Genomic DNA, 24607 nt, shown 5'->3' with positions numbered 1-24607 from the left:
GATCGCGACGGTCCCCACTGTCGCGATCAGTCGGCGGAGAAAGGCAGTGCGGTGGACAGCAGCAACGGTGCCGGACGGGCATTCATCGGGTCCTTCACCTCGGCGGGCGGGCGGGGCATCACCGTCGCCGCCGTGGACCAGGAGACCGGGGCGCTCACCGTCCTGGGCGCTACGGATTCCGTGCCCAACCCCTCCTACCTGGTACTGGGCCGGGGCGGGGGCCCCGATGGCGCGGTCCTGTACGCGGTCAGCGAGAGCGAGCCGGGAGCGGCCGCGGCTCTTGACGTCACCCAGGACATACCCCGGGTGATCGGCGCCCTCCGGCCGGTGGACGGGGACAGCCCCACCCACCTCGCGCTTGCCGGCGGCCGACTGCTGACCGCCAACTACGGCTCCGGCAGCGTCACCGTGCTGCCGGTGGGCGCGGACGGCTCGCTCGGCGCCGCCGACAGCGTGCTCCAGCACGAGGGCAGCGGGCCGGACGCCGCCCGCCAGGAGGGCCCGCACGCCCACCAGGTGCTCCCCGACCCCTCGGGGAACTGGGTGCTCAGCGTCGACCTCGGAACCGATTCGGTACGGGTCTGCGCGCTCGACCCGGGCACCGGAGCGCTGCGCCCGCACGGGGAGACGGTGCTGCGGCCGGGTACCGGACCACGCCATCTCGCCTTCCACCCCGACGGCGCTCACGCCTATGTGCTGAACGAGCTCGAACCCACGGTCACCGTGTGCCGGTGGGACGCCGTCTCCGGAGTCCTCGAAGCGGTCGACGAGACGCCCGTACTGCCCGCGGAGGCGACCGGGGACGCCGCCGGGGCGAGCTACGCGTCCGAGGTCGTCGTCTCGCACGACGGCCGGTTCCTCTGGGCGGCCAACCGGGGGCACGACAGCATCTCGGTGCTCGGCCTCGACGCCACGGGGGAGAAGGCTTCCCTGGTCACCACGGTGAGCTGCGGCGGCCACTGGCCGCGCGACCTCGCGCTCGACCCCACCGGGCGACGGCTGTACGCGGCCAACGAGCGGTCCGGGAACGTCGCCTGGTTCGCCGTGGACCCGGAGACCGGTATCCCGGTCCAGGAGGGCTCCCTGGAGGCTCCTGCGGCCTCCTGTGTGATCTTCGCCTGACGGGTACGGGCGCGTGGTGATGGGCCGGCCGGCCCATCACCACGCGCCCGTCAGGAAACGGAACGCACCCCGGAACGGATCAGAGGGCCTGTGCCCCCTGTGCCACCGGAGCGGCGATGCCGAGCGTCGTGGTGTACATCGACATCACCAGCTTGCCGATCGCGGGGTAGGCGCCGAGCGGCTCTGCCGCCGCGCAGCCCGCGTCCTTGACGGCGGAGTCCAGCAGCCCCTCGGCCACCTCGGGCCCCACCAGATACGGCGCGACCGCCAGCTGGAGCGAGCCGGAGTCCCTCAGCTGCGCGGCGATCGACGCGACGGAACCCTCGACATCGAGCGCGGCGGCCATCACGGGCACCGCGAGCCGCGCGGCCAGCAGCATTCCGGTGATCCCGGCCGCCTGCACGGCCTCCTCGCCGCCGACCGTGGCCAGCACGATCCCGTCGGCGGCCGTGGCCACCGTGAACAGCCTCGCCCGGTCGGCGCGGGCGAGACCGGCCTCGGACAGGCGTACGTGCAGCGCCTCGGCGAGCAGCGGGTGCGGGCCGAGCACATCGGTCAGCTCGGCCGGTGCCTGACTGTCCGTGATCGCTTGGCGTATCCGCTGCACGAGGGCGCTGTCCGGTCCCGCGAGCAGCGGCACCACGACGGCGGCCGGTCCCTCGGGCGGAGCGACCTCGCGGCCGGCGGCCGTGGCCTGCTCGAAGCGTGCGGTGCGCTCGGCGGCGCAGTGGGCCAGGGCGGAGACGAGGGACGGGTACTCGGCATCGTCGCCGTCGAGGTAACCGATCACGGCGTTCAGACCGGGCAGCTCGGAGCGGGCAATGCTGATCACCTCTTCGGCCAGACCGCGGCTGGCCGAGGAGGGGGTACCGGGAACGGCGAGAACGAGCGCGGCAGCGCCCTCAGGTGCGACCACGGGCTCCGGGCGGCGGTGCCGTCCGGACTGGCGAGGTCGCGGCATTCGTACAGGCAGGCCGGAAGCGGGCCCAGTGGGGGTGCTCATGGCGCCGCATGCTACTGGTTTTGGGTACCCCACTGCGCGGGGAGGGTCCGGTCGAGCGTTGTCTGTCCGCATTTATCCGTTGGGCGGCTTACCGGTCAACTGCCCTGCTCTGTCACCCCCGCGGAGGCCTGTTGGTTCAATCCGGACAACGGAATGCTGAGCAGTGTCGGATGACGCGGCAGGAGCAGACCGCCGGTGGCCAGGGCCCGCGCGATGCGCAGGGAGCCGATCAGGGGATCACCCGAACCGGGGACCGCCCGCGCGTGCGGCAGCAGCCGGGCCAGCTCCTCGCGCAGAGGTACGAGCAACGGTTCGCCCATCCGGAACAGGCCACCCGTCAGCGCCACTTCGCATCCCCCGTCGTCCGCACCAGCCGTCGGGCACACGGCGGCAGCGGCCTCCGCGATATGTCCGGCGGCGTCGCGGAGAATGCCCTCGGCCACCGGATCGTGCGCGGCGCAGCCGGCCACCTCGGGAGCGAACGAAGCCAGCACCGCGGGCCGGTCGGTACGCGGATAGAGCAGGCCGGGGAGTCCGGGCGCCGGGCCGAACACCGCCTCCAGCCGGCCGAGCAGCGCCCGGGATCCGCCGCGCCGCCCGTCGTGGGCGCGCATCGCCGCGTCGAGACCGGCCCGGCCGATCCAGGCACCGCCGCCGCTGTCGCCCAGCAGATGGCCCCAGCCGTCGGCCCGCCGCCACCGCGTCAGATCCGTGCCCAGGGCGATCAGGCCGGTGCCGGCCGCGACCACGGCGCCGGGGCGCTGTCCGACCGCGCCGGCGTACGCGGTCACGGCGTCGGCGGCGAGCGCCAGCCGGCGCACCCCGAGCGCGTCCGTCAGGGCGGCGGGCAGTTCGGCCCGCAACCGGTCCCCGAGGGTGCCCATGCCGGCCGCACCGATCGCCGCGGCCGCGACGCGGCTGCCGCCGCCGTGCCGCGCGAGCAGTTCCCGGACGGCGGGCAGCAGTTGTTCCAGCAGGTGGGCGGCGTCGATGCCGGAGGGACCGGTCCGCACCGGTTCGGCACCTGCCGTTGTGCCCAGGGGGACGTCCGAGCCCACGGTGCCCAGAGCCACCCGCAGCCCGGAGCCACCCGAGTCCACGCCGAGGACGTACTCCCCGGCGGGACCAGGTCGTCCGGGGCCGTCGGGCGAGGCGGTTGTCACGGCAGTCGCCAGTCCACCGGTGCGGCGCCCTGGCGCTCCAGCAGCTCGTTGGTCCGGCTGAACGGGCGCGAACCGAAGAACCCGCGGTCCGCCGACATCGGGGAGGGGTGCGAGGACTCGATCGCCGGGAAATCACCCAGCGAGGGGCGCAGATTGCGGGCGTCGCGCCCCCACAGGACCGACACCAGCGGGGTGCCGCGCGCGACGAGCGCCGAGATCGCCTGCTGGGTCACCTCCTCCCAGCCCTTGCCGCGATGCGCGGCGGGCCGGCGGGGCGCCGTGGTCAGCGCCCTGTTGAGCAGCAGGACGCCCTGCTCGGCCCACGGCGTCAGGTCGCCGTTGGAGGGACGCGGAAGCCCCAGGTCCGAGTGGAGCTCCCGGAAGATGTTCTCCAGGCTGCCGGGCACCGGTTGGACGTCGGGTGCGACGGAGAAGCTCAGCCCCACCGCGTGCCCCGGTGTCGGGTAGGGGTCCTGACCGACGATCAGGACCCTTACCTGCTCGAAGGGTTGCTGGAACGCCCGCAGGACGTTCGCGCCCGAGGGCAGATAGGTGCGCCCCGCGGCGATCTCGCCGCGCAGGAACTCGCCCATCGCCGCGACGCGTCCGGCCACGGGCTCAAGGGCCCGCGCCCAGCCGGGCTCGATGATTTCGTTCAGAGGTCGTGCTGCCACGGGCGGCACTCTACTGCTGATACGACGGTATGGATCAACCGCCGGTGGCCGCCGCCCGCACGCACAGGACATCGGGCAGGTGCGAGATGAGCTGCTGCCAGCTGTCGCCGTCGTCCGCGCTCGCGTACACCTCGCCGTTGCGGTTGCCGAAGTAGACCCCCGCCGGATCGGCGTCGTCCGTACAGAGCGCGTCACGCAGCACCGTGCCGTAGTGGGCCCCCTCCGGGAGCCCCGCTGACAGCGCTTCCCAGCTGTCACCCGCGTCGCGGGTCCGGAAGACCCGGCAGCGGTGCTCCGCCGGTACCCGGTCGGCGTCGGCGTTGATCGGGAAGACGTACGCCGTGTCCGCCCGGTGCGGGTGCGCGGCCACGGCGAAGCCGAAGTCGGACGGCAGCCCCCCGCCGATGTCGGTCCAGTTGCTCCCGGCGTCGTCGCTGCGGAAGACGCCCCAGTGGTTCTGGAGGTAGAGCCGGTCGGGATCGACCGCGTCCCGGCTGACCTTGTGCACGCACTGGCCGAACTCCGGGTGCGGGTCCGGCAGGAAGACGGCCGACACGCCCTTGTTGGCCGGGGCCCAGCTCTCGCCGCCGTCCGCGGTCCTGAACACCCCGGCGGTGGAGACCGCGACCGTCACCGCCCGTGCGTCCCGCTCGTCGGTCAGGACCGTGTGCAGCCCCTCGCCGCCCCCGCCCGGCACCCATTTCGAACGCGTCGGATGCTCCCAGAGCGGGCGGATCAGCTCGAACGACTCGCCGCCGTCCCGGGACCGGAACAGCGCGGCCGGCTCGGTGCCCGCGTACACGACGTCGGGCGCCTCGGGCCCCGCCGGCTGCAACTGCCAGACCCGCTCCAGCGACGTCCCGGTGAACTCCGGGAACTTCACGGCCGGGCGCTTGGGCTCGACCCAGCTGGCGCCCAGGTCGTCGGAGTGGAAGACGGACGGGCCCCAGTGCGCGCTGTCGCCGCCGACCAGCAGCCGGGGGGACTTTCCACGGGTGTCGATGGCGACCGAGTAGATCGCCTGCGCGTTGAAATGCGGACCGTCGAACTTCCACGCACCGTCGTGCCGGCGGCCGATGAAGAGTCCTTTGCGGGTACCCACGGTGAGCAGAACATCGGTCATGACCCGAACCTCCCGAAACGCCGTTGTGCCGGATACCGGCCAGTCTGCACCCGGCCACCGACACCGGCGCGCAGGACAGCCCGGGACACTGTCGCTTCTGCGGTCGTGCCAGGTCCGGCGGGGTGCGCGAGGTCCGGCGAGGCACCCGACCCGCGACGTCCGCCGGGTCAGCGGCGGGGCGCCGCCGTGCTGCTGCGCACCACCAGATTGGTGGCCAGGTCGACCCGGGTGGTCGCGGGCTGCCGGCCCCGGCCCAGGTCGATGACCAGCCGGGCGGCGGTCTCGGCCATCTCTATGAGCGGCTGGCGCACCGTGGTCAGCGGCGGGCCGATCCACCGGGTGAGCGGCAGGTCGTCGAAGCCGACGACGCTGAGGTCCTCGGGGATGCGCAGGCCAAGCTCCCGCGCCGCCTCGTACACGCCGAGCGCCTGGAGGTCGTTGCCGGCGAAGACCGCGGTCGGCCGGTCGGCCTGGCGGAGCAGCTCGAGGCCCGCGGTGTAGCCCGCCTCGTGCTGGAACTCGCCCTCGCGGACCAGGGCGGGATCGATCGGCAGGCCCGCGGTCTCCAGGGCGGCGCGGTAGCCGTCCACCCGGGCCCGGCTGCACATCATCCGGGACGGGCCGCTGATGACCCCGATCCGCCGGTGCCCGAGCGCGGTGAGGTGGCGGGTGGCGGCCAGGCCGCCCTGCCAGTTCGTCGTCCCGACCGAGGGGACGTCGTCGCCGGGATCGCCCGCCGGGTCGACGACCGCGTAGGGGATGCTGCGGCTGGTCAGCTGGGCGCGCTGGGCGGCGGTGAGGTCCGAGAGCACCAGGATCACCCCGACCGGCCGCCTGGCCAGCACCCCGTCCACCCAGGTCTGTCCCGGGGTGAGCCGGCCGGCGCTCTCGGAGAGGACCAGGCTCAGCCCCTCCTCCCTGGCGACGTTCTCCACCCCGCGCACGACCTCCATGGCCCAGGCGCTGTCCAGCTCGTGGAAGACCAGGTCGATCAGCTGGGACTGGGTCGTGGAGCCGCGTCTGCGGCGGTAGCCGTGCACCAGCAGCAGCTCCTCCACCTTGGTGCGGGTACCCGGGGCGACATCGGCGCGCCCGTTCAGCACCTTCGAAACTGTCGGAGCCGAGACTCCGGCCGCTCGGGCGATTTCCGCCAACGTGGCGGTGCCTTCCGACGGTTCGCCGGCCGGCGCATTCTCCTGATGTGACTGGACGTTTGCGGGGCTCATAAGGGGATCGTAGCTTCCCGCCGCACCAGCCGATGCCTGGGTCGGGCGGGAGTAAATCCCGCTTCCCGACCCCTTGACGCACCCGAAACCCGACCGTACGGTTCCGGCAACATTCGTAAGTCACACCGAAACATTCGACAGAGGTGCGGTCATGCGGTCGGGTATTTTCACTCAGGGCACACGTACGGCGAGATGGACCGCGGCCGGTGCCGCCATGGTCATGGCCGGCCTGCTGGCCGGATGCGGCTCCGACAGCGGCAGCGGGGGTGGCGGGGGCGGAACCCTCACCGCCTACGTCTACGGGGACGACGCCGTGAAGATCCAGGAAGCGGCCGTGAAGGAGTTCAACAAGACCTCCGACGTCAAGGTCAAGCTCGTCCCCGTACCCGGCACCGACTACGTCAACAAGCTCCGCAGCGCCATGGGCTCCCCGAGCGCCCCCGACATCTTCTACAACTGGGGCGGTGGCTCCATCAAGCCGTACGTGGACGCCGAGCAGGTCGTCGACCTCACCTCGACGATCAAAAACGACCCCACCCTCAAGGACGGATTCCTTCCGTCGATCGTCGAGGCGGGCAGCCTCGACGGGAAGATGTACGGCGTCCCGATGCGCGGCATGCAGCCCGTGATGCTCTTCTACAACAAGACCCTCTTCGCGCAGAACAAGCTCCGGCCCCCCAGGACCTGGGAGGACATGCAGAAGGCCATCACCGTCTTCAAGGGCAAGGGCATCACGCCGTTCGCCCTCGGCGGCTCCGACAAATGGCCCGAGCTGATGTGGATGGAGTACCTCCTCGACCGGATCGGCGGACCCGAGGTCTTCCGGAAGATCCAGGGCGGCGACAGTTCCGGCTGGGGCGACCCCGCGGTCCTCAAGTCGGCCCGGACCGTGAAGGAACTCGTCGACGGCGGCGCGTTCGGCAAGAACTTCAACTCCGTCGACTACGGCAACGGAGGCGCCCCCACCCTGCTCAACAAGGGCAAGGCCGCCATGCACCTGATGGGCTCGTGGGAGTACTCGACACAGCTCGGCAAGGCGCCCGCGTTCGCCAGGAAGGACCTCGGCTGGACCGCCTTCCCGACGGTGGCCGGCGGTGTCGGTGACCCGGCCGACGTGGTCGGCAACCCCACCAACTACTGGTCGGTCAACACCAGGACCAAGCACAAGGACGCGGCCATCGCGTTCCTGAAGACCATGGCCGCCAAGTCCTACAGCAAGGCCCTGGTCGACAACGGCGACATCCCCACCACGTCGGACGCCGCCTCGACACTGGACTCCTCGCCCAACCCGCAGTTCGCGCACGACCAGTACTCGATGGTCCAGAAGGCACCGAGCTTCACGCTCTCCTGGGACCAGGCGCTGGAGTCGCAGATCGCCACCCCGCTGCTCACCGAGATCAGCAAGCTGTTCGCCGGCAAGTCCACGCCCGAGCAGTTCGTCGCCGCGATGAAGGCCGTCAAGTAACGATGTCCCAGCTCTCTCCGTACACCAAGGTGCGTGGAGGAAGGAAGGCGGCCGTCGGCAACGTCGGCCGCCCCTCGGTCGCCTGGGCCCTTCCCGGGATCGTCTTCTTCGCCCTCTTCGCGATCGTCCCGCTGGCGATCGCCGTCTATCTCTCCTTCTGCCACTGGGACGGGCTGAACTCCCCGACGCCGGTCGGCACGGACAACTGGACCCGGCTGTTCAAGGACCCCGAATTCCGCCAGGCCGCCTGGCTGAGCCTGCTGCTCACCACCGTCAGCTGGGCCTTCCAGACACCGGTGGCGCTGCTCCTGGGCGTCTGGGCGGCAGGCAGGCAGCGCAGCCGGACCTTCCTCTCCGCCGTCTTCTTCATCCCGCTGCTGCTCTCCACCACCGCCATCGCGATGCTCTTCCACGCACTGCTCGACCCCAACTTCGGTGTCATCAAGCAGATCGGCCCCTGGTTCGGCATCGACCCCAACATCATGGGCTCGTCCACCGGAGCCCTGCTCACCGTGGCCTTCGTCGGCGGCTGGCAGTTCATGCCGTTCCACACCCTGATCTACCAGGGCGGCGCCCGGCAGATCCCCGAGGTCCTCTACCAGGCGGCCGCCATCGACGGCGCCGGAATGCTGCGGCAGTTCTTCCACATCACCCTGCCGCAGCTGCGCAACACCATCACGACCTCGTCGGTCCTGATGATCGTCGGCTCGCTGACGTACTTCGACACCGTGCTGATCATGACCAAGGGCGGTCCGGGCACGGACACCACGATCCTGCCCTACCTGATGTACCGCACCGGCTTCCAGACCTACGACCTCGGCTACGCCGCGGCCATCGCCACGGCCCTGGTGATCGTCGCCACCGGCCTGTCACTGATCCTGGTGCGCTTCAGCGGCTTCGGCTCCATGCGCTCGACGCGGGAAGGTATGTGACGTCATGTCAGTCGACACCCGTCGTGCGGCGCCGCCCACGACACCCGCGCTCCGGGGCCGGAGCACCACCGCCCGCCGGCGCAGGAGATGGGGGAACCCGCTGGCCGGCCTCGGCTCGCTGGTCTGGCTCGTCATCGTCGTCGTACCGCTGTACACGCTGGTCTCCTCCTCGCTGATGCACCAGGACGAGGCGCTCAGCGGCGATCCGCTGGCGTTCCCGTCCCACCCCACGCTGGACAACTACAACAGCGTGCTGCACAGCGGCTTCCTCACCCTGCTGGCCAACACCGCGATCGTGGCCGCCGCCACCGTGGCCATCGTGCTGGTCCTCTCGGTGCCCGTCGCCTATGTCGCGGTCCGCACCCGCAGCCGGCTCTCCTCGCTGGCCTTCCGGACGTTCCTGCTCGGCGTGGCCATCCCGGCGCAGGCCGTGATCGTGCCGCTCTACCTGCTGATCGGCAAGATGGGCCTGTACGACACGCTGCCCGCGATCATCCTGCCGACCGCGGCCTTCGCGATGCCGGTGGCCGTCCTCGTCCTGAGCGGCACCATGCGGGACGTCTCCGAGGAGATGTACGAGGCGATGGCGCTCGACGGCGCCACCCCGCTGCGGATGCTGTGGCAGCTCGCCATCCCGATGTCCAGGGCCGGCATCAGCACCGTGGCGATCTTCTCGGCCCTGCAGGCCTGGAACGGATTCCTCTTCCCGCTGATCCTCACCCAGTCGGAGGAGAAGCGCGTCCTGACGCTCGGTCTCTTCAACTTCATGTCCCAGTTCGGCGTGAACATCCCCGCCGTACTCGCGGCGATCGTGCTCTCCGTGGTGCCGATCTTCGCCGTGTACCTCGTGGCGCGCAGGGCGCTGGTCAACGGACTGATGGGGGTGGGCGGCAAATAACGCACCCACGCCGCCCCGCACCACCGCACTCATGAGAGGAACCCCTGCCCCCATGGCAATCCCCGCTGTCCCGCACGCCCGCCGCACCGAGACGGCCCCCGAGACCGACGGACCCTGGCGCGACCCCTCGCTCACCCCGGGGGAACGGGTGGCCGACCTGGTCCCCCGGATGACCCTGGAGGAGAAGGCCGCCCAGCTGTACGGAGTCTGGGTGGGCGCCGACGCCGACGGCGACGGGGTCGCACCGCACCAGAACGACATGGTCGACCCGGTCGACTGGGACGACCTCACCACCCGCGGCCTGGGCCAGCTCACCCGCCCCTTCGGCACCGCCCCCGTCGACCCCGGGCTCGGCGCGCTCGCCCTGGCCCGCGCCCAGCACCGGATCGCCGGGGCCGGACGGTTCTCCATCCCGGCCCTCGCCCACGAGGAGTGCCTGGCCGGCTTCACCGCCTGGGGCGCCACCGCCTACCCCGTGCCGCTGTCCTGGGGTGCGGCCTGGAACCCCGAGCTGGTCACCGAGATGGCCCACCGGATCGGCCGGGACATGCGCTCGGTCGGCGTCCACCAGGGCCTGGCCCCCGTCCTGGACGTGGCGCGCGACCTGCGCTGGGGCCGCGTCGAGGAGACCATCGGCGAGGACCCCTACCTCGTCGGGACCATCGGCACGGCGTACGTACGCGGCCTGGAGTCCGCCGGCATCGTCGCCACCCTCAAGCACTTCGCCGGGTACGCGGCATCGGCGGGCGCCCGCAACCTCGCGCCGGTCAGGGCCGGGGCCCGCGAGATGGCCGACGTGACCCTGCCGCCCTTCGAGATGGCGCTGCGCGAGGGCGGCGCCCGCTCGGTGATGTCCTCCTACGCAGAGATCGACGGCGTGCCCTCCGCGGCCGACCCGGCCCTGCTCACCGAACTGCTCCGGAACACCTGGGGTTTCACCGGTACCGTCGTCGCGGACTACTTCGGCATCGGCTTCCTAGAGACCCTGCACAAGGTCGCCGCCGACCGCGCGGACGCCGCCCGGCTCGCCCTGGGCGCCGGCGTCGACGTGGAACTGCCCACCGTCCGCAGCTACGGGGACGCCCTCGTCGCCGCCGTGCGCGAGGGGTCCGTGGCCGAGGAACTCGTCGACCGGGCCCTGTACCGCGTACTGCTGCAGAAGTGCGAACTCGGCCTGCTCGACCCCGGCTGGTCGCCGCTCCCCGTCGCCCTGCGGGACACCGACCCCGAGCGGGCCCGGGGCACCGTCGACCTCGACCCGCCGGAGAACCGGGCGCTGGCCCGCGAACTCGCCGAGCAGGCCTGTGTGCTGCTCGCCAACCCCGACGGCGTACTGCCGGTGCCCGGCACGGGCCGGATCGCGGTCGTCGGACCGCGCGCCGACGACCCGCTGGCCATGCTCGGCTGCTACTCGTTCCCCAGCCACGTCGGCGTCTCACACCCCGGGACCGAGATGGGGATCGACGTGCCGACCGTGCTGGAGTCACTGCGCGGCGAACTCCCGGGCGCGGACGTCGGATTCGCGGCCGGCTGCGAGGTGGAAGGTACCGACACGTCCGCGATCACCGAGGCCGTCCGGCTGGCCGGGGACGCCGACGTCTGTGTCGCCGTGCTCGGCGACCGGGCGGGCCTCTTCGGCCGGGGCACCTCCGGCGAGGGCTGCGACGCGGCGGACCTCTCGCTCCCCGGGGTGCAGGGCGAACTGCTGGACGCCCTGCTGACCACCGGCACCCCGGTGATCCTGGTGCTGCTGACCGGCCGCCCGTACGCGCTGGGGCGGTGGGCGGAGCGGACGGCCGCCGTCGTGCAGTCCTTCTTCCCCGGCGAGGAGGGCGGTCCGGCGCTGGCCGGGGTGCTCTCCGGCCGGGTCAACCCCTCCGGCCGGCTCCCGGTGGGCGTACCGAGGGGGCCGGGCGGTCAGCCGTGGACGTATCTGCAGCCGCCGCTGGGGCTGGCGAGCGGGGTCAGCAATCTGGACCCGACGCCGCTCCACCCCTTCGGGCACGGCATGTCGTACACCTCCTTCGACTGGGAAGAGGCCGGTCCGGTCCCGGCCGAGATCCCCACCGACGGCTCGGCCGACATCGAAGTCACGGTCCGCAACACCGGTGACCGCGCGGGCGCCGAAGTGGTGCAGTTGTACGTCCACGACCCGGTCGCCCAGACGACCCGCCCCGATGCGCGGCTGATCGGTTACGCGCGGGTGCCGCTCGCCGCCGGTGCGGCGGCCAGGGTCCGGTTCCGCTTCCACGCGGACCTGGTGTCCTTCACCGGCATCGGCGGCCGTCGGATCGTCGAACCCGGCGAGCTCGAACTGCGGCTCGCCGCCTCCAGCGCCGCCACCGCCGTCCGCCGGACGGTACGGCTGCGGCTGACCGGGCCCGAGCGGACGGTCGACCACCGACGGCGGCTCGTCTGCGGGACCTCGGTCGAGCCCGTGACGGGGCCGGCCGCGCGCTGACCGGCCCGGGAGCCTCCCCGCAGGACGTGCGGGGAGGCTCCCGAAACTTTCGACATCTCATCGCGGCCGGGCCGCGCGGGGCGGCTCCATCGGCCGGGTGGACGTCAGCATCACCAGTACCGCGCACCACATCGCCGCCGCCGGTGCGCATGTGCTCAAATGCTGGATGGCCGACCCGACGGTGGTGCTCCAGAGCCTGGCGATCGACACCGGGGACCCCGGGCCCAGCTGCCTGGGCCCGCCGGAGCGCCTTCGGCGGGACCGATGGGCCCGGGATTCCGGGCAAGGGAGTAGCGGAGCGGATGAAGAGCGTGAACGAGGACAACGGTGTGCCGGCCGAACACCTTGAGGTGACCCCCGTAGGTGCGGGCGTCGAGATCAGGCTCGCCACACCGGCCGGAGAGCTCTCGCTGATCTGCACCCCCGACCGGGCCCGCGAACTGGCCACCGCCCTCGGCCTCGCGGCGGACGAGGCCGACAGCGTGCGCACCGCCGACCCCGTCACGGTCAGGGCGGACGAACTGCGCCGCGGAGACGTGCGGGACGGCGACCGCGCGATGACGGCGGACGGGGTCAGGGCCGACGGGGCCACCGTCCACGTCACCTGGAAGTCGGGCGCCGGACGCAGCTGGAACCAGCTGTACGACGCGGACGCCCGCATCACCCTGCGCCGCCGCGGGCGGTAGGCGCCCCGGTCGCCCTTCCCCCCCGCCGCGCACGGCCGGGGCAAGGGGCGCACCCTGGAGGAAGAACCTTCGGAGGTGAGCACCCATGACGCAGACCGCTGTCGGATGGCACATCGAGCTGGAATTCGAGGAGGACACCCACCGCACCCGCGCCGCCGCTCTGGTGCGGCTCTCCGACGGGAGCGAGGTACGCGCCCACGGCTACGCCAGCCGGCATCCCTCGGACTCCGAGCAGCCCCGGGTTGGCGAGGAGATCGCGGGTGCGCGTGCGCTCAACGAGCTGGCGATGAAGCTGCTGACCAAGGCCCACGACGAGATCGACGAGGAGTCCGGCCGTACGTCCTATCCGCTGACCTGAGGGGCCTGAGGGGCGTGAGCGGTTCGGCGCCGCGGACCCGTAGCCATGTACGAGAGGTGTCGTAATTTGACGGACGTCGTAGTACGGGATGTATCGTACTAGCGATCCTTCCGTACCCGGCGAAACGGAGTCCGTCGTGAGTGCCCTTTTCGAGCCCGTCACCCTGAGGTCGCTTGTCGTGCCCAACCGGGTGTGGATGGCCCCGATGTGCCAGTACTGCGCCGAACCGGCGGGGCCCGGGACAGGCGTACCGACCGACTGGCACTTCGCCCATCTCGCGGCCCGCGCCGCCGGCGGCACCGGGCTCATCCTCACCGAGGCGACGGCCGTCAGCCCCGAGGGCCGGATCAGCCCGGCCGACCTCGGCATCTGGAACGACACCCAGGCAGCGGCCTTCCGCCGGATCACCGACTTCGTCAAGGCGCAGGGCTCCGTGGTGGGGATCCAGCTGGCGCACGCCGGGCGCAAGGCGTCGACCGCCGCCCCGTGGACCGGCGGCGGCCCCGTCGGGCCGGAGGCGTACGGCTGGACGCCCGTCGCGCCCAGCCCGCTTCCGTTCGACACCGGCCACCCCGTGCCCCACGAGCTGACCGCAGAGGAGATCCGGGGCGTCGTCGCGGACTTCCGCGAGGCCGCGCGCCGCTCGCTCGACGCGGGCTTCCAGGTCGTCGAGGTGCACGGCGCGCACGGCTACCTCATCGGACAGTTCCTCTCCCCGCACAGCAACCGGCGCACCGACGAGTACGGCGGCAGCTACGAGAACCGGGTCCGGCTCGCCCTCCAGGTCGTCGACGCCGTGCGGGAGGTGTGGCCCGAGGACCTGCCCGTCTTCTTCCGCGTCTCCGCGACGGACTGGCTCACCGAGAACGCCGACGACGAGCGCGAGGGCTGGACCGCGGACGAGACCGTGCGGCTCGCCGCCGAACTGCGCGACCACGGCGTCGACCTGCTGGACGTCTCCACCGGCGGCAACGCCCCCCGCGCCCGCATCGCCGCCGGGCCCGGCTACCAGGTCCCCTTCGCCGAGCGCGTGAAGCGGGAGACCGGCCTGCCCGTCGCGGCCGTGGGCCTGATCACCGACCCGCAGCAGGCCGAGAAGATCCTCACCGAGGAGCGGGCGGACGCCGTGCTCCTGGGCCGCGAACTCCTGCGCAACCCGTCGTGGGCGCAGCACGCGGCGCGTGAACTGTGCGGCACGGTACGCGTTCCCGAGCAGTACGAGTACGCGATCTGACCACCGTCCGACCACCGTTCGACCGCCGTCCGCCCTCCTCGCGCACCCCGTTCCGGCCCGCCCGGGACGTGCGCGGGGGGCGGACGTGTGCGTGGCGTGGCACGGCAACCGTTCACCGCGCATTCATCAGGGATGACGGCTGGGGCATTCCCTCCCGCGCCGGAGGGATCTACGCTCGGCCGCGAATCGATCACCGTTGTCCACGGCCGGACCCCGGACGTAGACAACGTTGTCCGAACTCCCTGGAAGGTACCGCGACATGCCCACCAGACCGTTGCCCGCGGCCCGGCGCCTCGCCGCGCGAACAGCCGCCGTGCTCGTCACCGGCGCACTCGCCGCCGCAGTACTGCCCCCGGCAGCCGAAGCCGCGGCCCCCGCCGCCCGCCCCACCGCCTACGTCGACCCGCTCATCGGCAGCGCGAACGGCGGCAACACCTTTCCCGGCGCCACCCTCCCGAACGGCATGATCGCCTGGTCGCCCACGAGCACCAGGGGCGACCAGACGAGCACCGGCGCCGCGAACGGGTACCAGTACGACACCACCCGGCTGCGCGGGCTGAGCCTCACCCACGTCAACGGCGCCGGGTGCGACCCGGGCGCTGCCGGTGACATCCCGATCATGCCGTTCGTCGGGGACGTCACCTCCTCGCCGTCGGCCGACACCAAGGACGCCGTCTACGCCGCGGACTTCTCGCACGACGACGAGCGCGCCGTCCCCGGCCGCTACACCGTCGGCCTGGACTCCGGTGCCGAGGCCGACCTCGCCGTGAGCCGACGGGCCGGCGTGGCCGACTTCTCCTTCCCCGCGGGGAAGCCCGCCAGCCTCCTCTTCCGGGTCTCCAACTCGCTCAACGGCAGCGAGGACGCCCAGGTCGACATCGACACCGCGCACCGCAAGGTCACCGGCTCGGTCCTCACCGGCGCGTTCTGCGGGCGACGGGCCAACGGCGGTACCAACAACCGCAAGAGCTACTACCGGCTCTACTTCAGCGCCTCCTTCGACCGCGCCTTCTCCACCACCGGCACCTGGAAGGACGGCACGCTCGCCCCGGGCTCGACCTCCGGCAGCGGCGGCGAGGGCTACGCCACCGGGGCGGACCGGGCCGGGCGCGGATCGGGCGGCTGGGTCGGCTTCGACACCGCCTCCGACAACGATGTCCACATGCGGATCGGCATCTCCTACGTGAGTCAGGCGGGCGCCGAGGCCAACCTCCGCGACGAGATCGCCCCGCACGCGGGCGTGGACGACGTGGCGGCCGCCGCGAGCCGGAGCTGGGACAAGGAGCTGAACTCCGTACGGACCGGCGGCGGAACCGAGGCGCAGCGCACCACCTTCTACACCGCGCTGTACCACTCCCTGATGCAGCCCAACATCGTCAGCGACACCGACGGCCGCTACCCGGGCATGGACGGGAAGGCGCACCGGATCGAGCGCGGGCAGGGGGCGCAGTACAGCAACTTCTCCGGCTGGGACCAGTACCGGGCGCAGATACAGCTGCTGGCCCTGCTGAAACCGGAGATCGCCGGGGACTTCGCCCAGTCGCTGTACAACTTCGCCCGGCAGAACGGCGGCGTGTGGGACCGCTGGGTGCACATCAACGGCGCAACCCATGTCATGACCGGTGACCCCACGGCGGCCACCCTCGCCACGTTCTACGCCATGGGGGTGCGGAACTTCGACTACGAGGGCGCCTACGAGTCGCTGGCCCGCCAGGCGACCGTCCCTTCCGACGACGGCCTCTCGGACGCCGGCTGCCCGGGGCAGTGCACCGGCCAGCGGCCCAACCTGGCGCAGTACCTGGAGTCCCACTACGCGCCGCAGGACGTCTGCCACTGCTGGGGCGGAGCCGCCGAGACCCTGGAGGACGCGGTCGCCGACGACGCGCTCGGCCGCTGGGCCGCGCTGCTCGGCCGGGACGCGGAGGCCAAGTCGTTCAAGGAGCGCGGCGGCTGGTGGCGCAACGTGTTCAACGCCGGGGCCACCGACGGGGCCGGCACCGTCGGCTACATCCAGGCCCGCAACCTCGACGGCTCCTGGGTCTCCCCGTTCAGCCCGGGAAGCGACCTCGGCTTCGCACAGGGCACCAGCGCCACGTACACCTGGATGGTGCCGCAGGACGTCCAGGGGCTGGCGGCGGCGATGGGCGGCCGGAACGTCGCGGCGCAGCGCCTCGACGGCTTCTTCCACAAGGCGGACGGCTCCTGGTCGGTCAAGGGCGGCGACTCCGTGCGCTACGACCCGACCAACGAGCCCGGCATCCACGCCCCCTGGCTCTACAACGCGCTCGGTCAGCCGTGGAAGACCCAGGCGACCGTCCGCGAGATCCTGAACACGGTGTACGGGACGGGCCCGCGCGGCCTGCCCGGCAATGACGACCTGGGGACCATGTCCGCCTGGTACGTCTTCTCCGCGCTGGGGCTGTACCCGCAGTCGCCGGGCAGCGGCTCGATGCTGCTGGGCGCCCCGCTGTTCCCGAAGGCGGTGATCGACCGGCCGCACGGCAGGGACATCAGCCTCACCGCCCCGGCCGCCGACGCGGCGCACGCGTACATCGACGCGGTGACGGTCAACGGCAGGCGCACCGACCGCTCCTGGACGGACGCGAGCCTGCTCGCCAGGGGCGGCACGCTGGCCTTCAGGCTCAGCGAGAAGCCCAACGCCACCTGGGCGACGGCCATTTCGGAGCTGCCGCGCTAGAGTGTGTCTTCAAAGGTCAGATCCATAACAGGATTGAGGCGATGGTGACGGTGGCCTGGAACGACTCGTGGGTCTTGTCGTAGCGGGTGGCCAGGCCGCGCCATTGTTTGAGCCGGTTGAAGCAGCGCTCGACGACGTTGCGGAGTCGGTAGACCTCCCTGTTGAAACGCGGTGGTCGGCCGCCACGTGAGCCTCGGCGTAGGCGGCCGCTGGCCTGGTCGATGCGTTCGGGAATCGTGTGGCGGATGCCGCGCTTTCGCAGGTAGGCGCGGATCTTACGGGAGCTGTAGCCCTTGTCCGCGATGACGTGGTCGGGCCGGGTGCGTGGCCGGCCTGGACCGATGCGGGGAACGCAGATGGCGTCCAGGACCTCCTCGAAGCGAGTGCAGTCGTTGACGTTCCCGCCGGTCAGAACGAAGGCGAGTGGGCGGCCGTGTCCGTCGCAGACCAGGTGGAGCTTGGTGCTCAGTCCGCCTCGGGATCTGCCGAGGGCGTGATCACCCGCTTCGTCCCCCTCGGTGACCCCTTTTGCCGCCGGCGGCGTGCTGATGGGCCCGCACGATCGTGGAATCGACCGACACCAGCCAGTCGATGTCCCCGGCCGCATCTTTCTCCGCCTGCAGAGCCCGCAGCATGCGAGAGAACGTGCCATCCAGCGCCCACCTGCGGAAACGCGTGTAGAGCGTCTGCCAGGAGCCGTAGCGTTCCGGCACATCCCGCCAGGCCGACCCCGTACGCAACTTCCACACAATCCCGTTCAGCACCACGCGGTCATCCGACCGCGGCCGCCCCGCCGTCCCCGAACTCGGCAACAACCGCGACAGGACAGCCCACTCAGCATCCGACAGCTCATGACGACGCACCACAACCGACATGATCCCTCAACACCTAAAACAGCTTTGAAGACACGGCCTAGCAGGGCGGTAGCCCCGCAACGGATCGCCGTGAACGGGGGCGCGGCGATCCGTTGCGGGGTGCGGGAGCCGGTCTTTCTATCGTTGAAAATTTCCTGCGCATGACTGTTGTTTTACGTTTGTTGCTGTGGCTGAATGTTCGATTGTGTGCTGTGCCTCACAGGTTCGAGGCACTTCTAGCTCTCTCGACAGGACGACGCCTTGAGACGACAAATGCCCCGCCCCCGCGCTCTGTTCCGAACGGCGGTCTGTGCCGCCGCGCTGCTGATCCCCGTCGGGGCCACCCTGGTCCCGGCCGCCGCAGCCACCCCCGCCGCAGCCGCCGGCGCCGCCTCCGCGACCACGTTCAAGGCCGGTGACCCGGCCACCGAGGTCCACGGGCTGAAGGGCGAGTACTTCAGCATGTCCGCGCCCGGCGCGCGGGACTTCGCCAAGCTCGGCGGGGTCGCCCTCGACCCGCAGATCAACTTCCCCGGTCTCACCGGCACGTTCGAGTCCACCACCGGGCAGACCGAGAACACCACCGCCCGCTGGACCGGCGGCATCACGGCCCCCGAGGACGGTGACTACACCTTCGCCGCGAGCGGCGACAACGGCTTCCGGCTCTACATCGACGGCAAGGTGGTCATCGACCACTGGGAGCCGGACTGGGACAACGAGCAGTCCAGCGAGCCGGTCGCGCTCAAGGCGGGCGAGACGCACGAGTTCAAGCTGGAGATGTTCCAGGACACCGGCGGCGCCAACATGTTCCTGCGCTGGTCCAGCGCGAAGCTCGCCAAGCAGGTCGTCCCGGAGTCCGCCTTCACCCCGCCGGCCGACTTCGAGGTCTACCCGGTCGGGCTGAGCGTCGGGAGCGACGGGCAGAAGCTCCGGGCGACGTTCGACGACAAGGTCGGCAGCTTCTCCCGGGTGAAGGACCACCTCACGCTGGAGGCGGACACCTCGCCGATCCCGGTGAAGTCCGTCGCCCGCGTGCCCGGCAACGCCAAGGCCCTGCTCGTCACCCTGACCGCCCCCGTCCAGAAGGGCCAGCAGGTCCGCGTCGCGTACGACGGCAAGGGTGGGCTCACGGCAGGCGGCAAGACCGTCCCCCAGATCAGCCGCACCGCGAAGAACCAGTCCACGCACCGGCTGACCACGACCTGGGGCGACAAGCTCGACCGTAACCACCCGCTGCCCGAGTACCCCAGGCCGCAGCAGGTCCGTGACGACTGGAAGAACCTCAACGGCCCGTGGGAGTTCGCCGGGGCCAAGGCCGGCGAGAAGCCCGTCTTCGGCAAGAAGCTCGGCGAGCGCATCACCGTGCCGTTCCCCGTCGAATCGCAGCTCTCCGGTCTCGAGCGCCACGAAGACCACATGTTTTACCGCAAGCTCGTCACCGTTCCGAAGAACTGGTCCGTGAAGGGCGACAAGCACGGCAAGGGCGGCAGCAACCGCCTGAAGCTGAACTTCGGCGCCGTCGACTACCAGGCCACCGTCTGGGTCAACGGCAAGCAGGTCGCCGAGCACACCGGCGGCTACACCTCCTTCACCGCGGACATCACCGACGCGGTCAAGGGCAGCGGTGAGCAGGAGATCGTCGTCGCGGTCACCGACACCACCGGCGACGACCAGCCCACCGGCAAGCAGTCCGCCAACCCCGGCGGCATCTTCTACACCGCCTCGTCCGGCATCTGGCAGACCGTCTGGATGGAGCCCGTCGCCCCGGCGGCCGTCGACTCCCTGACCACCACCCCGGACATCGACAAGGGCCGGCTCGCCCTGACAGTCAACTCCGAGGACGCCTCGGCCGGAGCTCAGGTCAAGGCCGTCGCCAGGGACAAGAGGGGCAAGGTCGTCGGCACGGTCACCGGCCGCGCCAACAGCCCGCTGAGCCTGCCCGTGCAGAAGCAGCACCTGTGGACTCCGGACGACCCGTACCTGTACGACCTTGAGGTCACCCTGACCGACGGCCGGTCCAAGGACACCGTCGACAGCTACTTCGGCATGCGTTCCTTCGGCGTCGCCAAGGTCGGCGGCTACCAGAAGCTGGTGCTCAACGGGAAGCCGTTCTTCTCGCTCGCCCAGCTCGACCAGGGTTTCTACCCGGACGGCCTGAACACCGCGCCCAGTGACAACGCGCTGGTCTTTGACCTGAAGGCGCAGAAGGACCTCGGCTTCAACTCCGTGCGCAAGCACATCAAGGTCGAGCCCGCACGCTGGTACTACCACGCCGACCAGCTGGGTCTTCTGGTGTGGCAGGACTTCGTCTCCGGCAACCTCACCGGCGAGAAGGGCCACAAGGCCTTCCTCGACCAGGGCGCCGAGATGATGAAGCAGCTGCACAACTACCCCTCGATCGGTGCCTGGATCGTCTTCAACGAGGGCTGGGGCGAGTGGGACCGCACCGAGACCGGCAAGATCACCGAACAGGTCCAGGCCGCAGACCCCTCCCGTGTCGTCAACGCCCACAGCGGTGTCAACTGCTGCAACTCCAAGGGTGACTCGGGCAAGGGTGACATCATCGACCACCACGACTACAACAACACCGACCCGGCCTTCCCGGACGACAATCGTGCGGCGATGGACGGTGAGCACGGCGGCTTCACCCTGCGGATGCCCGGGCACATGTGGCCCGGCGCCCCGACCGCGATCTACAGTGGTGTCGCCGACAAGGCCGCGCTGACCGCCAAGTACGTCGAGAACACCCGTAAGTACTACCTGGAGGCGGCCGGCGCCGAACTCTCCGGCTCCATCTACACCCAGGTGACCGACCTGGAGAACGAGCTCAACGGCCTCTGGACGTACGACCGCCGTGAGATCAAGGTCGACCCGGCCCAGGTCCGCAAGATCAACCGTGAGGTCATCGCGGCCGGCGCGGCCGCCGGTGAGCGGGACGAGATCAAGGGCGGCGGCTCCTGGTCCCTCGACGAGAACAAGGGCACCAAGGCCGCCGACGGCGGTCCGAACCGCAAGGACCTCACCCTGTCCGAGGGCACGTCCTGGACCGCCGGCGTGCACGGCTCGGCGCTGAAGTTCGACGGTGAGGGCCAGTACGCCGAGACCGACGGTCCGGTCGTCGACACCACCGGCGACTACACCGTCTCCGCCTGGGCGTCCCTGGACGCCCTGCCCGGCAACTACGCCACCATCGTCAGCCAGGACGGCCGACGTCAGGAGAACCCGTTCTACCTGCAGTACGGTCAGGGCGGGTTCGCCTTCTCCACCCCGGGCGCCCACCGCGCCCGGCTGGAGTTGAAGCCCGAGCTCGGCCAGTGGTACCACGTGGTGGGCGTGCGCAGCGGTGACGAGATCAAGCTCTATGTCGACGGCAAGCTCGCCGCGACCGCGCCGGCCGGATCGGCCGACGTCAGCAGCGGTGCCCTGTCCGTGGGCCGCGCCAAGTGGTCGGGCGGCAACACCGACTTCTGGAACGGCTCCATCGACAACGTCAAGGTGTACGACAAGGCGCTGACCGCCGACGAGGTGAGCGCGCTGCACGACACCGATCAGCCGTAGCGCCCGGCTGACCCGCTGCCTGCCGTCGCACCGTGCGACGGCAGGCAGCGGCATGCCCCGGCCGCCGGTCCGGAACCGGCGTCGTGTGAGGATCGGGGGATGGATGATCCGGAGATCCGCCGCCGCCGCGACGACGACCTGAAGGCCTGCGTCGAGGCACTGGCCACGGTGTACGAGGCGGATCGCTACCCGGCCCGGTGGCCGGACGACCCGGCGGGCTGGCTGACCCCCGAAGGGCTGCTCGGCGCCTGGGCGGCCTGGGATGGAGCCCACGTCCTGGGGCATGTCGCGCTGACCAGGACCGGCTCCGCCATGGCGGAGCAGGTCGGGCTGCCGCCGGACGAACTGACCTCGGTGTCAAGGCTGTTCGCGACGGCATCGGCCCGGCGGAGCGGGGTGGCGACCGCGCTGCTCGCGGTCGCGGTGGCCGCCGCGACCGCCGACGATCTGCGGCCGGTGCTGGAGGTGGAGGACGGCGGCGTCGCCGCCGTCCGGCTCTACGAGCGGGCCGGCTGGCGGCTCGTCTCCAGCCGGGAGGGCGACTGGACGACGGCCGACGGCCGGACGGCGCTGCTGCACACCTACCTCGCTCCGGCCGGCGGGGCGCGGTAGCGCACCCGCCGAGGACGGACCGACGGCCCGGACGCGACGCGAGTGCGTCACGGCCGGGCCGTCGGCGTGCGGATGACACGACCCAGGGGCTGGTCAGGGAGCCCAGGGCGCCTCGACCGCCCAGGTGGTGTCCTCGGTGAACGTGGCGGGGTTGTCCCAGGCGTGGGTGCCGCCCGGTGTGGCCAGCCACACCTCCGAGTCGATGTGCCGCAGGTAGCTGCCCGGCAGATTGGCGCTGGACAGCCGGACCCCGCCGCTGCCGGCGACCGCGCACCAGGTGGCGTCGGCCTTAAACAGCGCCGATCCGTCGTCGGCGTCCCGCCGGACCCGGAAGTTCTGGTGCCGGAGGTACTCGCCGGGATAGTTGCGGGACTCCAGCGAGTAGCAGTTGCCGTTGCCGAGGCCGGTGACGATCTTCCAGGTGGCGTCGTATCTGAGCACGGCGTCGCTTCCCGCGCCGACGACCGCGGTGAAGGCGAGCGCGTCCTGGTGGCGCAGGTACTTGTCGGTGTAGCCGGGCGTGGTGACGCGCAGCGACTTGTACTGCCCGGTGGGCAGCGTCACCGGGGGAGCGGGGTTCCGTGAGGCGTTGATGAGGGCCTGGTTGGCGGCCTTCACCCGTGCGGTGTCCACCTTGACGACCTGGCGGTCGTAGGTGAGCAGTCCGTTGGCCTCGTTCTCCACATCGGTGATCTCGGTGTAGACCGAGGCGGAGAGGCCCGCGGGAAGCTGGCCGACGCGGATGCTGTCGAGCAGTCCGGTGAACCGGTTGTTCAGCGCGGAGACGCTCGGCTGGTCCTCGTAGCTGAAGCCGCCGCCGGGGAACCACTCGTGCCCGGGGACCTTGTAGCCGAGGCCGCCGAACTCACCGAGGACCGCGGCTCTCGTCGCGGTCGGTGCGGTGTTGCCGGGGCCGACGTAGATGTGGTTGTCGACCACGTCCCCGTTGCCGCCGTCCACAGAGCCGCAGCAGTTGACGCCGCTCATGTTGTTCACCAGCCGGGACGGGTCGTACGCCTTCACCTCGTTGGCGATCCTGGCCTGGTCGTACTGTCCCCAGCCCTCGTTCTGGTCCACCCACATGACCAGCGAGGGCGAGCTGCGGTGCTGGTCGATGATCGCGTGGAACTCGGACTCCCACTGGGTGCGGGCCGCGGAGTCGGGGCTCCTTCCGGTGTCCATGGCGGGCATGTCCTGCCAGACCAGCAGCCCCAGCTTGTCCGCCCAGTAGAACCAGCGCTGCGGTTCCACCTTGATGTGCTTGCGGACCATGTTGAATCCGAGGTCCTTGTGGGCCTGGAGGTCCGACTTCAGGGCGGCGTCGGTCGGCGCCGTGTAGATGCCGTCCGGCCAGTAGCCCTGGTCCAGGGTGCCGGTCTGGAAGACGAACTTCCCGTTGAGGACCGGGCGCAGCACGCCGTCGACCTTCGCCACGGCGATGGACCGCATGCCCGTGTAGCTGCCGGCCGAGTCTGTGACGGCCGAGCCGTCGAGCAGCTCTGCCTTCACGTCGTACAGGAACGGGTCCTCCGGGGTCCACAGATGCGCGTTCGGCACCGGGACGGAGATCTCGGAACCGACGGTCCCGGTGGCCGTACCCACCACGGTCCCGCCGCTGGAGACGGTGACCCGGGCGCTGCGTCCGGACGCGGAGGCGCCCTGCACCTTCACCCGCAGGGTGCTGTCGCCCAGGTTCGGGGTCATGTCCAGGCGGGTGATGTGCGCGGCGGCGACGGGTTCCAGCCAGACGGTCTGCCAGATGCCGGAGGCCGCGGTGTAGAAGATGCCGCCGCCGTCGTGCGGCTGCACGCCGTTGATGCGCTGCTTGCCGACGGCCTGCCCACCGGTCTGCGTCGGGTCGTACACGGAGACCACGACGGTGTTCGTACCGCCGTTGAGCTGCGGCGTGATGTCGTACCCGAACGAGTCGTAGCCGCCCTTGTGGGCGCCGACCTGGGTGCCGTTGACCCAGACCGTGGTCTGCCAGTCGGACGCGCCGAAGTTCAGCTCGACCCGGCGGCCGTTCCAGTCGGACGGCACGGTGAAGGTGCGCTTGTACCAGAGCTTGTCGTTCTCGGTGATCTTCCGCTGGATGCCGGACAGCGCGGACTCCGCGACGAACGGCACCCGGATCTGATCGGTGAACGACGCGGGCTGCCCGGCGTCGCGGCCGGTCACCGCGAAGTCCCAGATGCCGTTGAGGTTGGCCCAGTCGGGCCGGGTGAGCTGCGGGCGCGGGTACTCGGGCAGTGGCTTGTCCACCGGGACCTGGTTCGTCCAGGGGGTGGTCATGGGGGCGGGCTTGGGCGTCCAGGACGCCGCGCCGGCCGGTGCCGTGCCGATTCCCACCAGGGCGGTGGCCACCAGCGCCAGCAGCCCGGTGGTGGCGATCGTCCGTCTCCACCACGGCCTGCGGCCGGGAACACGTAAGCGGCTCATGGGTTCCGTCTCCTTCGTCGGGTCCAGCTCCGTCATGGGGGCGCTCCCCGAGCCGGGCGGCGCGGGGAGCGGTACGGGGGGTTGCGTGGAAGCGCTGCGGG

The 24607-nt window shown here is 71.2% G+C and carries 19 protein-coding genes; 12 read left to right on the top strand and 7 right to left on the bottom strand.

The window, feature by feature from the left end:
- Positions 1–51: 51 nt before the first annotated feature.
- The gene (locus tag OG892_RS03075; protein WP_328867994.1) at positions 52–1122 is read left to right on the top strand and encodes a lactonase family protein; all 1071 of its coding nucleotides are present in this window, start codon (positions 52–54) and stop codon (positions 1120–1122) included.
- Between the two features lie 79 nt (positions 1123–1201).
- Here the strand turns inward: OG892_RS03075 and OG892_RS03070 are convergent, their stop codons facing one another.
- The 5 genes from OG892_RS03070 to OG892_RS03050 form a co-directional block, all read right to left on the bottom strand.
- Positions 1202–2125, bottom strand: a complete 924-nt coding sequence (locus OG892_RS03070) for a sirohydrochlorin chelatase (protein ID WP_107421789.1) — start codon at positions 2123–2125, stop codon at positions 1202–1204.
- Between the two features lie 95 nt (positions 2126–2220).
- Positions 2221–3288, bottom strand: a complete 1068-nt coding sequence (locus tag OG892_RS03065) for a BadF/BadG/BcrA/BcrD ATPase family protein (RefSeq protein ID WP_328867995.1) — start codon at positions 3286–3288, stop codon at positions 2221–2223.
- On the bottom strand, positions 3285–3962 hold the full coding sequence (locus tag OG892_RS03060) for a uracil-DNA glycosylase (protein ID WP_073736061.1): 678 nt from the start codon (positions 3960–3962) through the stop codon (positions 3285–3287). Before OG892_RS03060 ends, OG892_RS03065 begins: the two co-directional genes overlap by 4 nt.
- Before the next feature lie 34 nt (positions 3963–3996).
- Complete coding sequence (locus OG892_RS03055) at positions 3997–5085, bottom strand: WD40/YVTN/BNR-like repeat-containing protein (protein WP_371628389.1); 1089 nt, start codon at positions 5083–5085, stop codon at positions 3997–3999.
- Between the two features lie 167 nt (positions 5086–5252).
- A complete protein-coding gene (locus OG892_RS03050; RefSeq protein WP_371628388.1) occupies positions 5253–6311 on the bottom strand; it encodes a LacI family DNA-binding transcriptional regulator in 1059 nt (352 codons plus the stop codon).
- A gap of 214 nt (positions 6312–6525) precedes the next feature.
- Between OG892_RS03050 and OG892_RS03045 the strand changes: the two genes are divergently transcribed.
- The 9 genes from OG892_RS03045 to OG892_RS03005 all read left to right on the top strand — a co-directional run bounded on the left by OG892_RS03045 (position 6526) and on the right by OG892_RS03005 (position 17043).
- The gene (locus OG892_RS03045) at positions 6526–7776 is read left to right on the top strand and encodes an extracellular solute-binding protein (RefSeq protein WP_371631564.1); all 1251 of its coding nucleotides are present in this window, start codon (positions 6526–6528) and stop codon (positions 7774–7776) included.
- A 2-nt stretch (positions 7777–7778) separates the two neighbouring features.
- A complete protein-coding gene (locus OG892_RS03040; RefSeq protein WP_327335463.1) occupies positions 7779–8708 on the top strand; it encodes a sugar ABC transporter permease in 930 nt (309 codons plus the stop codon).
- A gap of 4 nt (positions 8709–8712) precedes the next feature.
- Complete coding sequence (locus tag OG892_RS03035; RefSeq protein WP_371628387.1) at positions 8713–9606, top strand: carbohydrate ABC transporter permease; 894 nt, start codon at positions 8713–8715, stop codon at positions 9604–9606.
- A gap of 52 nt (positions 9607–9658) precedes the next feature.
- On the top strand, positions 9659–12067 hold the full coding sequence (locus OG892_RS03030) for a glycoside hydrolase family 3 N-terminal domain-containing protein (RefSeq protein WP_371628386.1): 2409 nt from the start codon (positions 9659–9661) through the stop codon (positions 12065–12067).
- A gap of 97 nt (positions 12068–12164) precedes the next feature.
- A complete protein-coding gene (locus OG892_RS03025) occupies positions 12165–12416 on the top strand; it encodes a hypothetical protein (protein WP_371628385.1) in 252 nt (83 codons plus the stop codon).
- Positions 12370–12753 carry a hypothetical protein gene (locus tag OG892_RS03020; protein ID WP_371628384.1) on the top strand — a complete coding sequence of 128 codons (384 nt, stop codon included), beginning with the start codon at positions 12370–12372 and terminating at the stop codon, positions 12751–12753. The genes OG892_RS03025 and OG892_RS03020 overlap by 47 nt, the downstream gene beginning before the upstream one ends.
- Positions 12754–12838: 85 nt before the next feature.
- The gene (locus OG892_RS03015) at positions 12839–13111 is read left to right on the top strand and encodes a DUF1876 domain-containing protein (RefSeq protein WP_073736053.1); all 273 of its coding nucleotides are present in this window, start codon (positions 12839–12841) and stop codon (positions 13109–13111) included.
- 136 nt (positions 13112–13247) lie between these two features.
- Positions 13248–14345 (top strand): NADH:flavin oxidoreductase/NADH oxidase, encoded by a 1098-nt coding sequence (locus tag OG892_RS03010; RefSeq protein WP_328868003.1) that lies wholly within the window; start codon positions 13248–13250, stop codon positions 14343–14345.
- A 259-nt stretch (positions 14346–14604) separates the two neighbouring features.
- Positions 14605–17043, top strand: a complete 2439-nt coding sequence (locus OG892_RS03005) for a GH92 family glycosyl hydrolase (RefSeq protein ID WP_371628383.1) — start codon at positions 14605–14607, stop codon at positions 17041–17043.
- 16 nt (positions 17044–17059) lie between these two features.
- Here OG892_RS03005 and OG892_RS03000 read toward each other — a convergent pair.
- Positions 17060–17918, bottom strand: a protein-coding gene (locus tag OG892_RS03000; RefSeq protein WP_371628382.1) for an IS5 family transposase whose coding sequence is annotated in 2 segments (ribosomal slippage) — positions 17060–17564 and positions 17563–17918 — 861 coding nt in all. Because the reading frame shifts where the segments join, the coding sequence is not laid out codon by codon here.
- 252 nt (positions 17919–18170) lie between these two features.
- On the opposite strand from OG892_RS03000, the gene OG892_RS02995 reads away from it, so the two are divergent.
- Both OG892_RS02995 and OG892_RS02990 read left to right on the top strand, forming a co-directional pair.
- The gene (locus tag OG892_RS02995; RefSeq protein ID WP_371628381.1) at positions 18171–21455 is read left to right on the top strand and encodes a LamG-like jellyroll fold domain-containing protein; all 3285 of its coding nucleotides are present in this window, start codon (positions 18171–18173) and stop codon (positions 21453–21455) included.
- A gap of 99 nt (positions 21456–21554) precedes the next feature.
- Entirely contained in the window at positions 21555–22067 is a 513-nt protein-coding gene (locus OG892_RS02990; protein WP_371628380.1) for a GNAT family N-acetyltransferase, read from the top strand.
- Positions 22068–22160: 93 nt separating this feature from the next.
- Here the strand turns inward: OG892_RS02990 and OG892_RS02985 are convergent, their stop codons facing one another.
- The gene (locus OG892_RS02985) at positions 22161–24506 is read right to left on the bottom strand and encodes an AbfB domain-containing protein (protein ID WP_371628379.1); all 2346 of its coding nucleotides are present in this window, start codon (positions 24504–24506) and stop codon (positions 22161–22163) included.
- Between the last annotated feature and the right edge of the window lie 101 nt (positions 24507–24607).

Origin of the sequence: Streptomyces sp. NBC_00341 (genome assembly GCF_041435055.1) — a bacterium.
In the GTDB taxonomy this organism is placed as follows: domain Bacteria; phylum Actinomycetota; class Actinomycetes; order Streptomycetales; family Streptomycetaceae; genus Streptomyces.
Note: the sequence above shows the minus strand (reverse complement) of the source record. Positions and strands in the feature narration are given on the sequence as shown.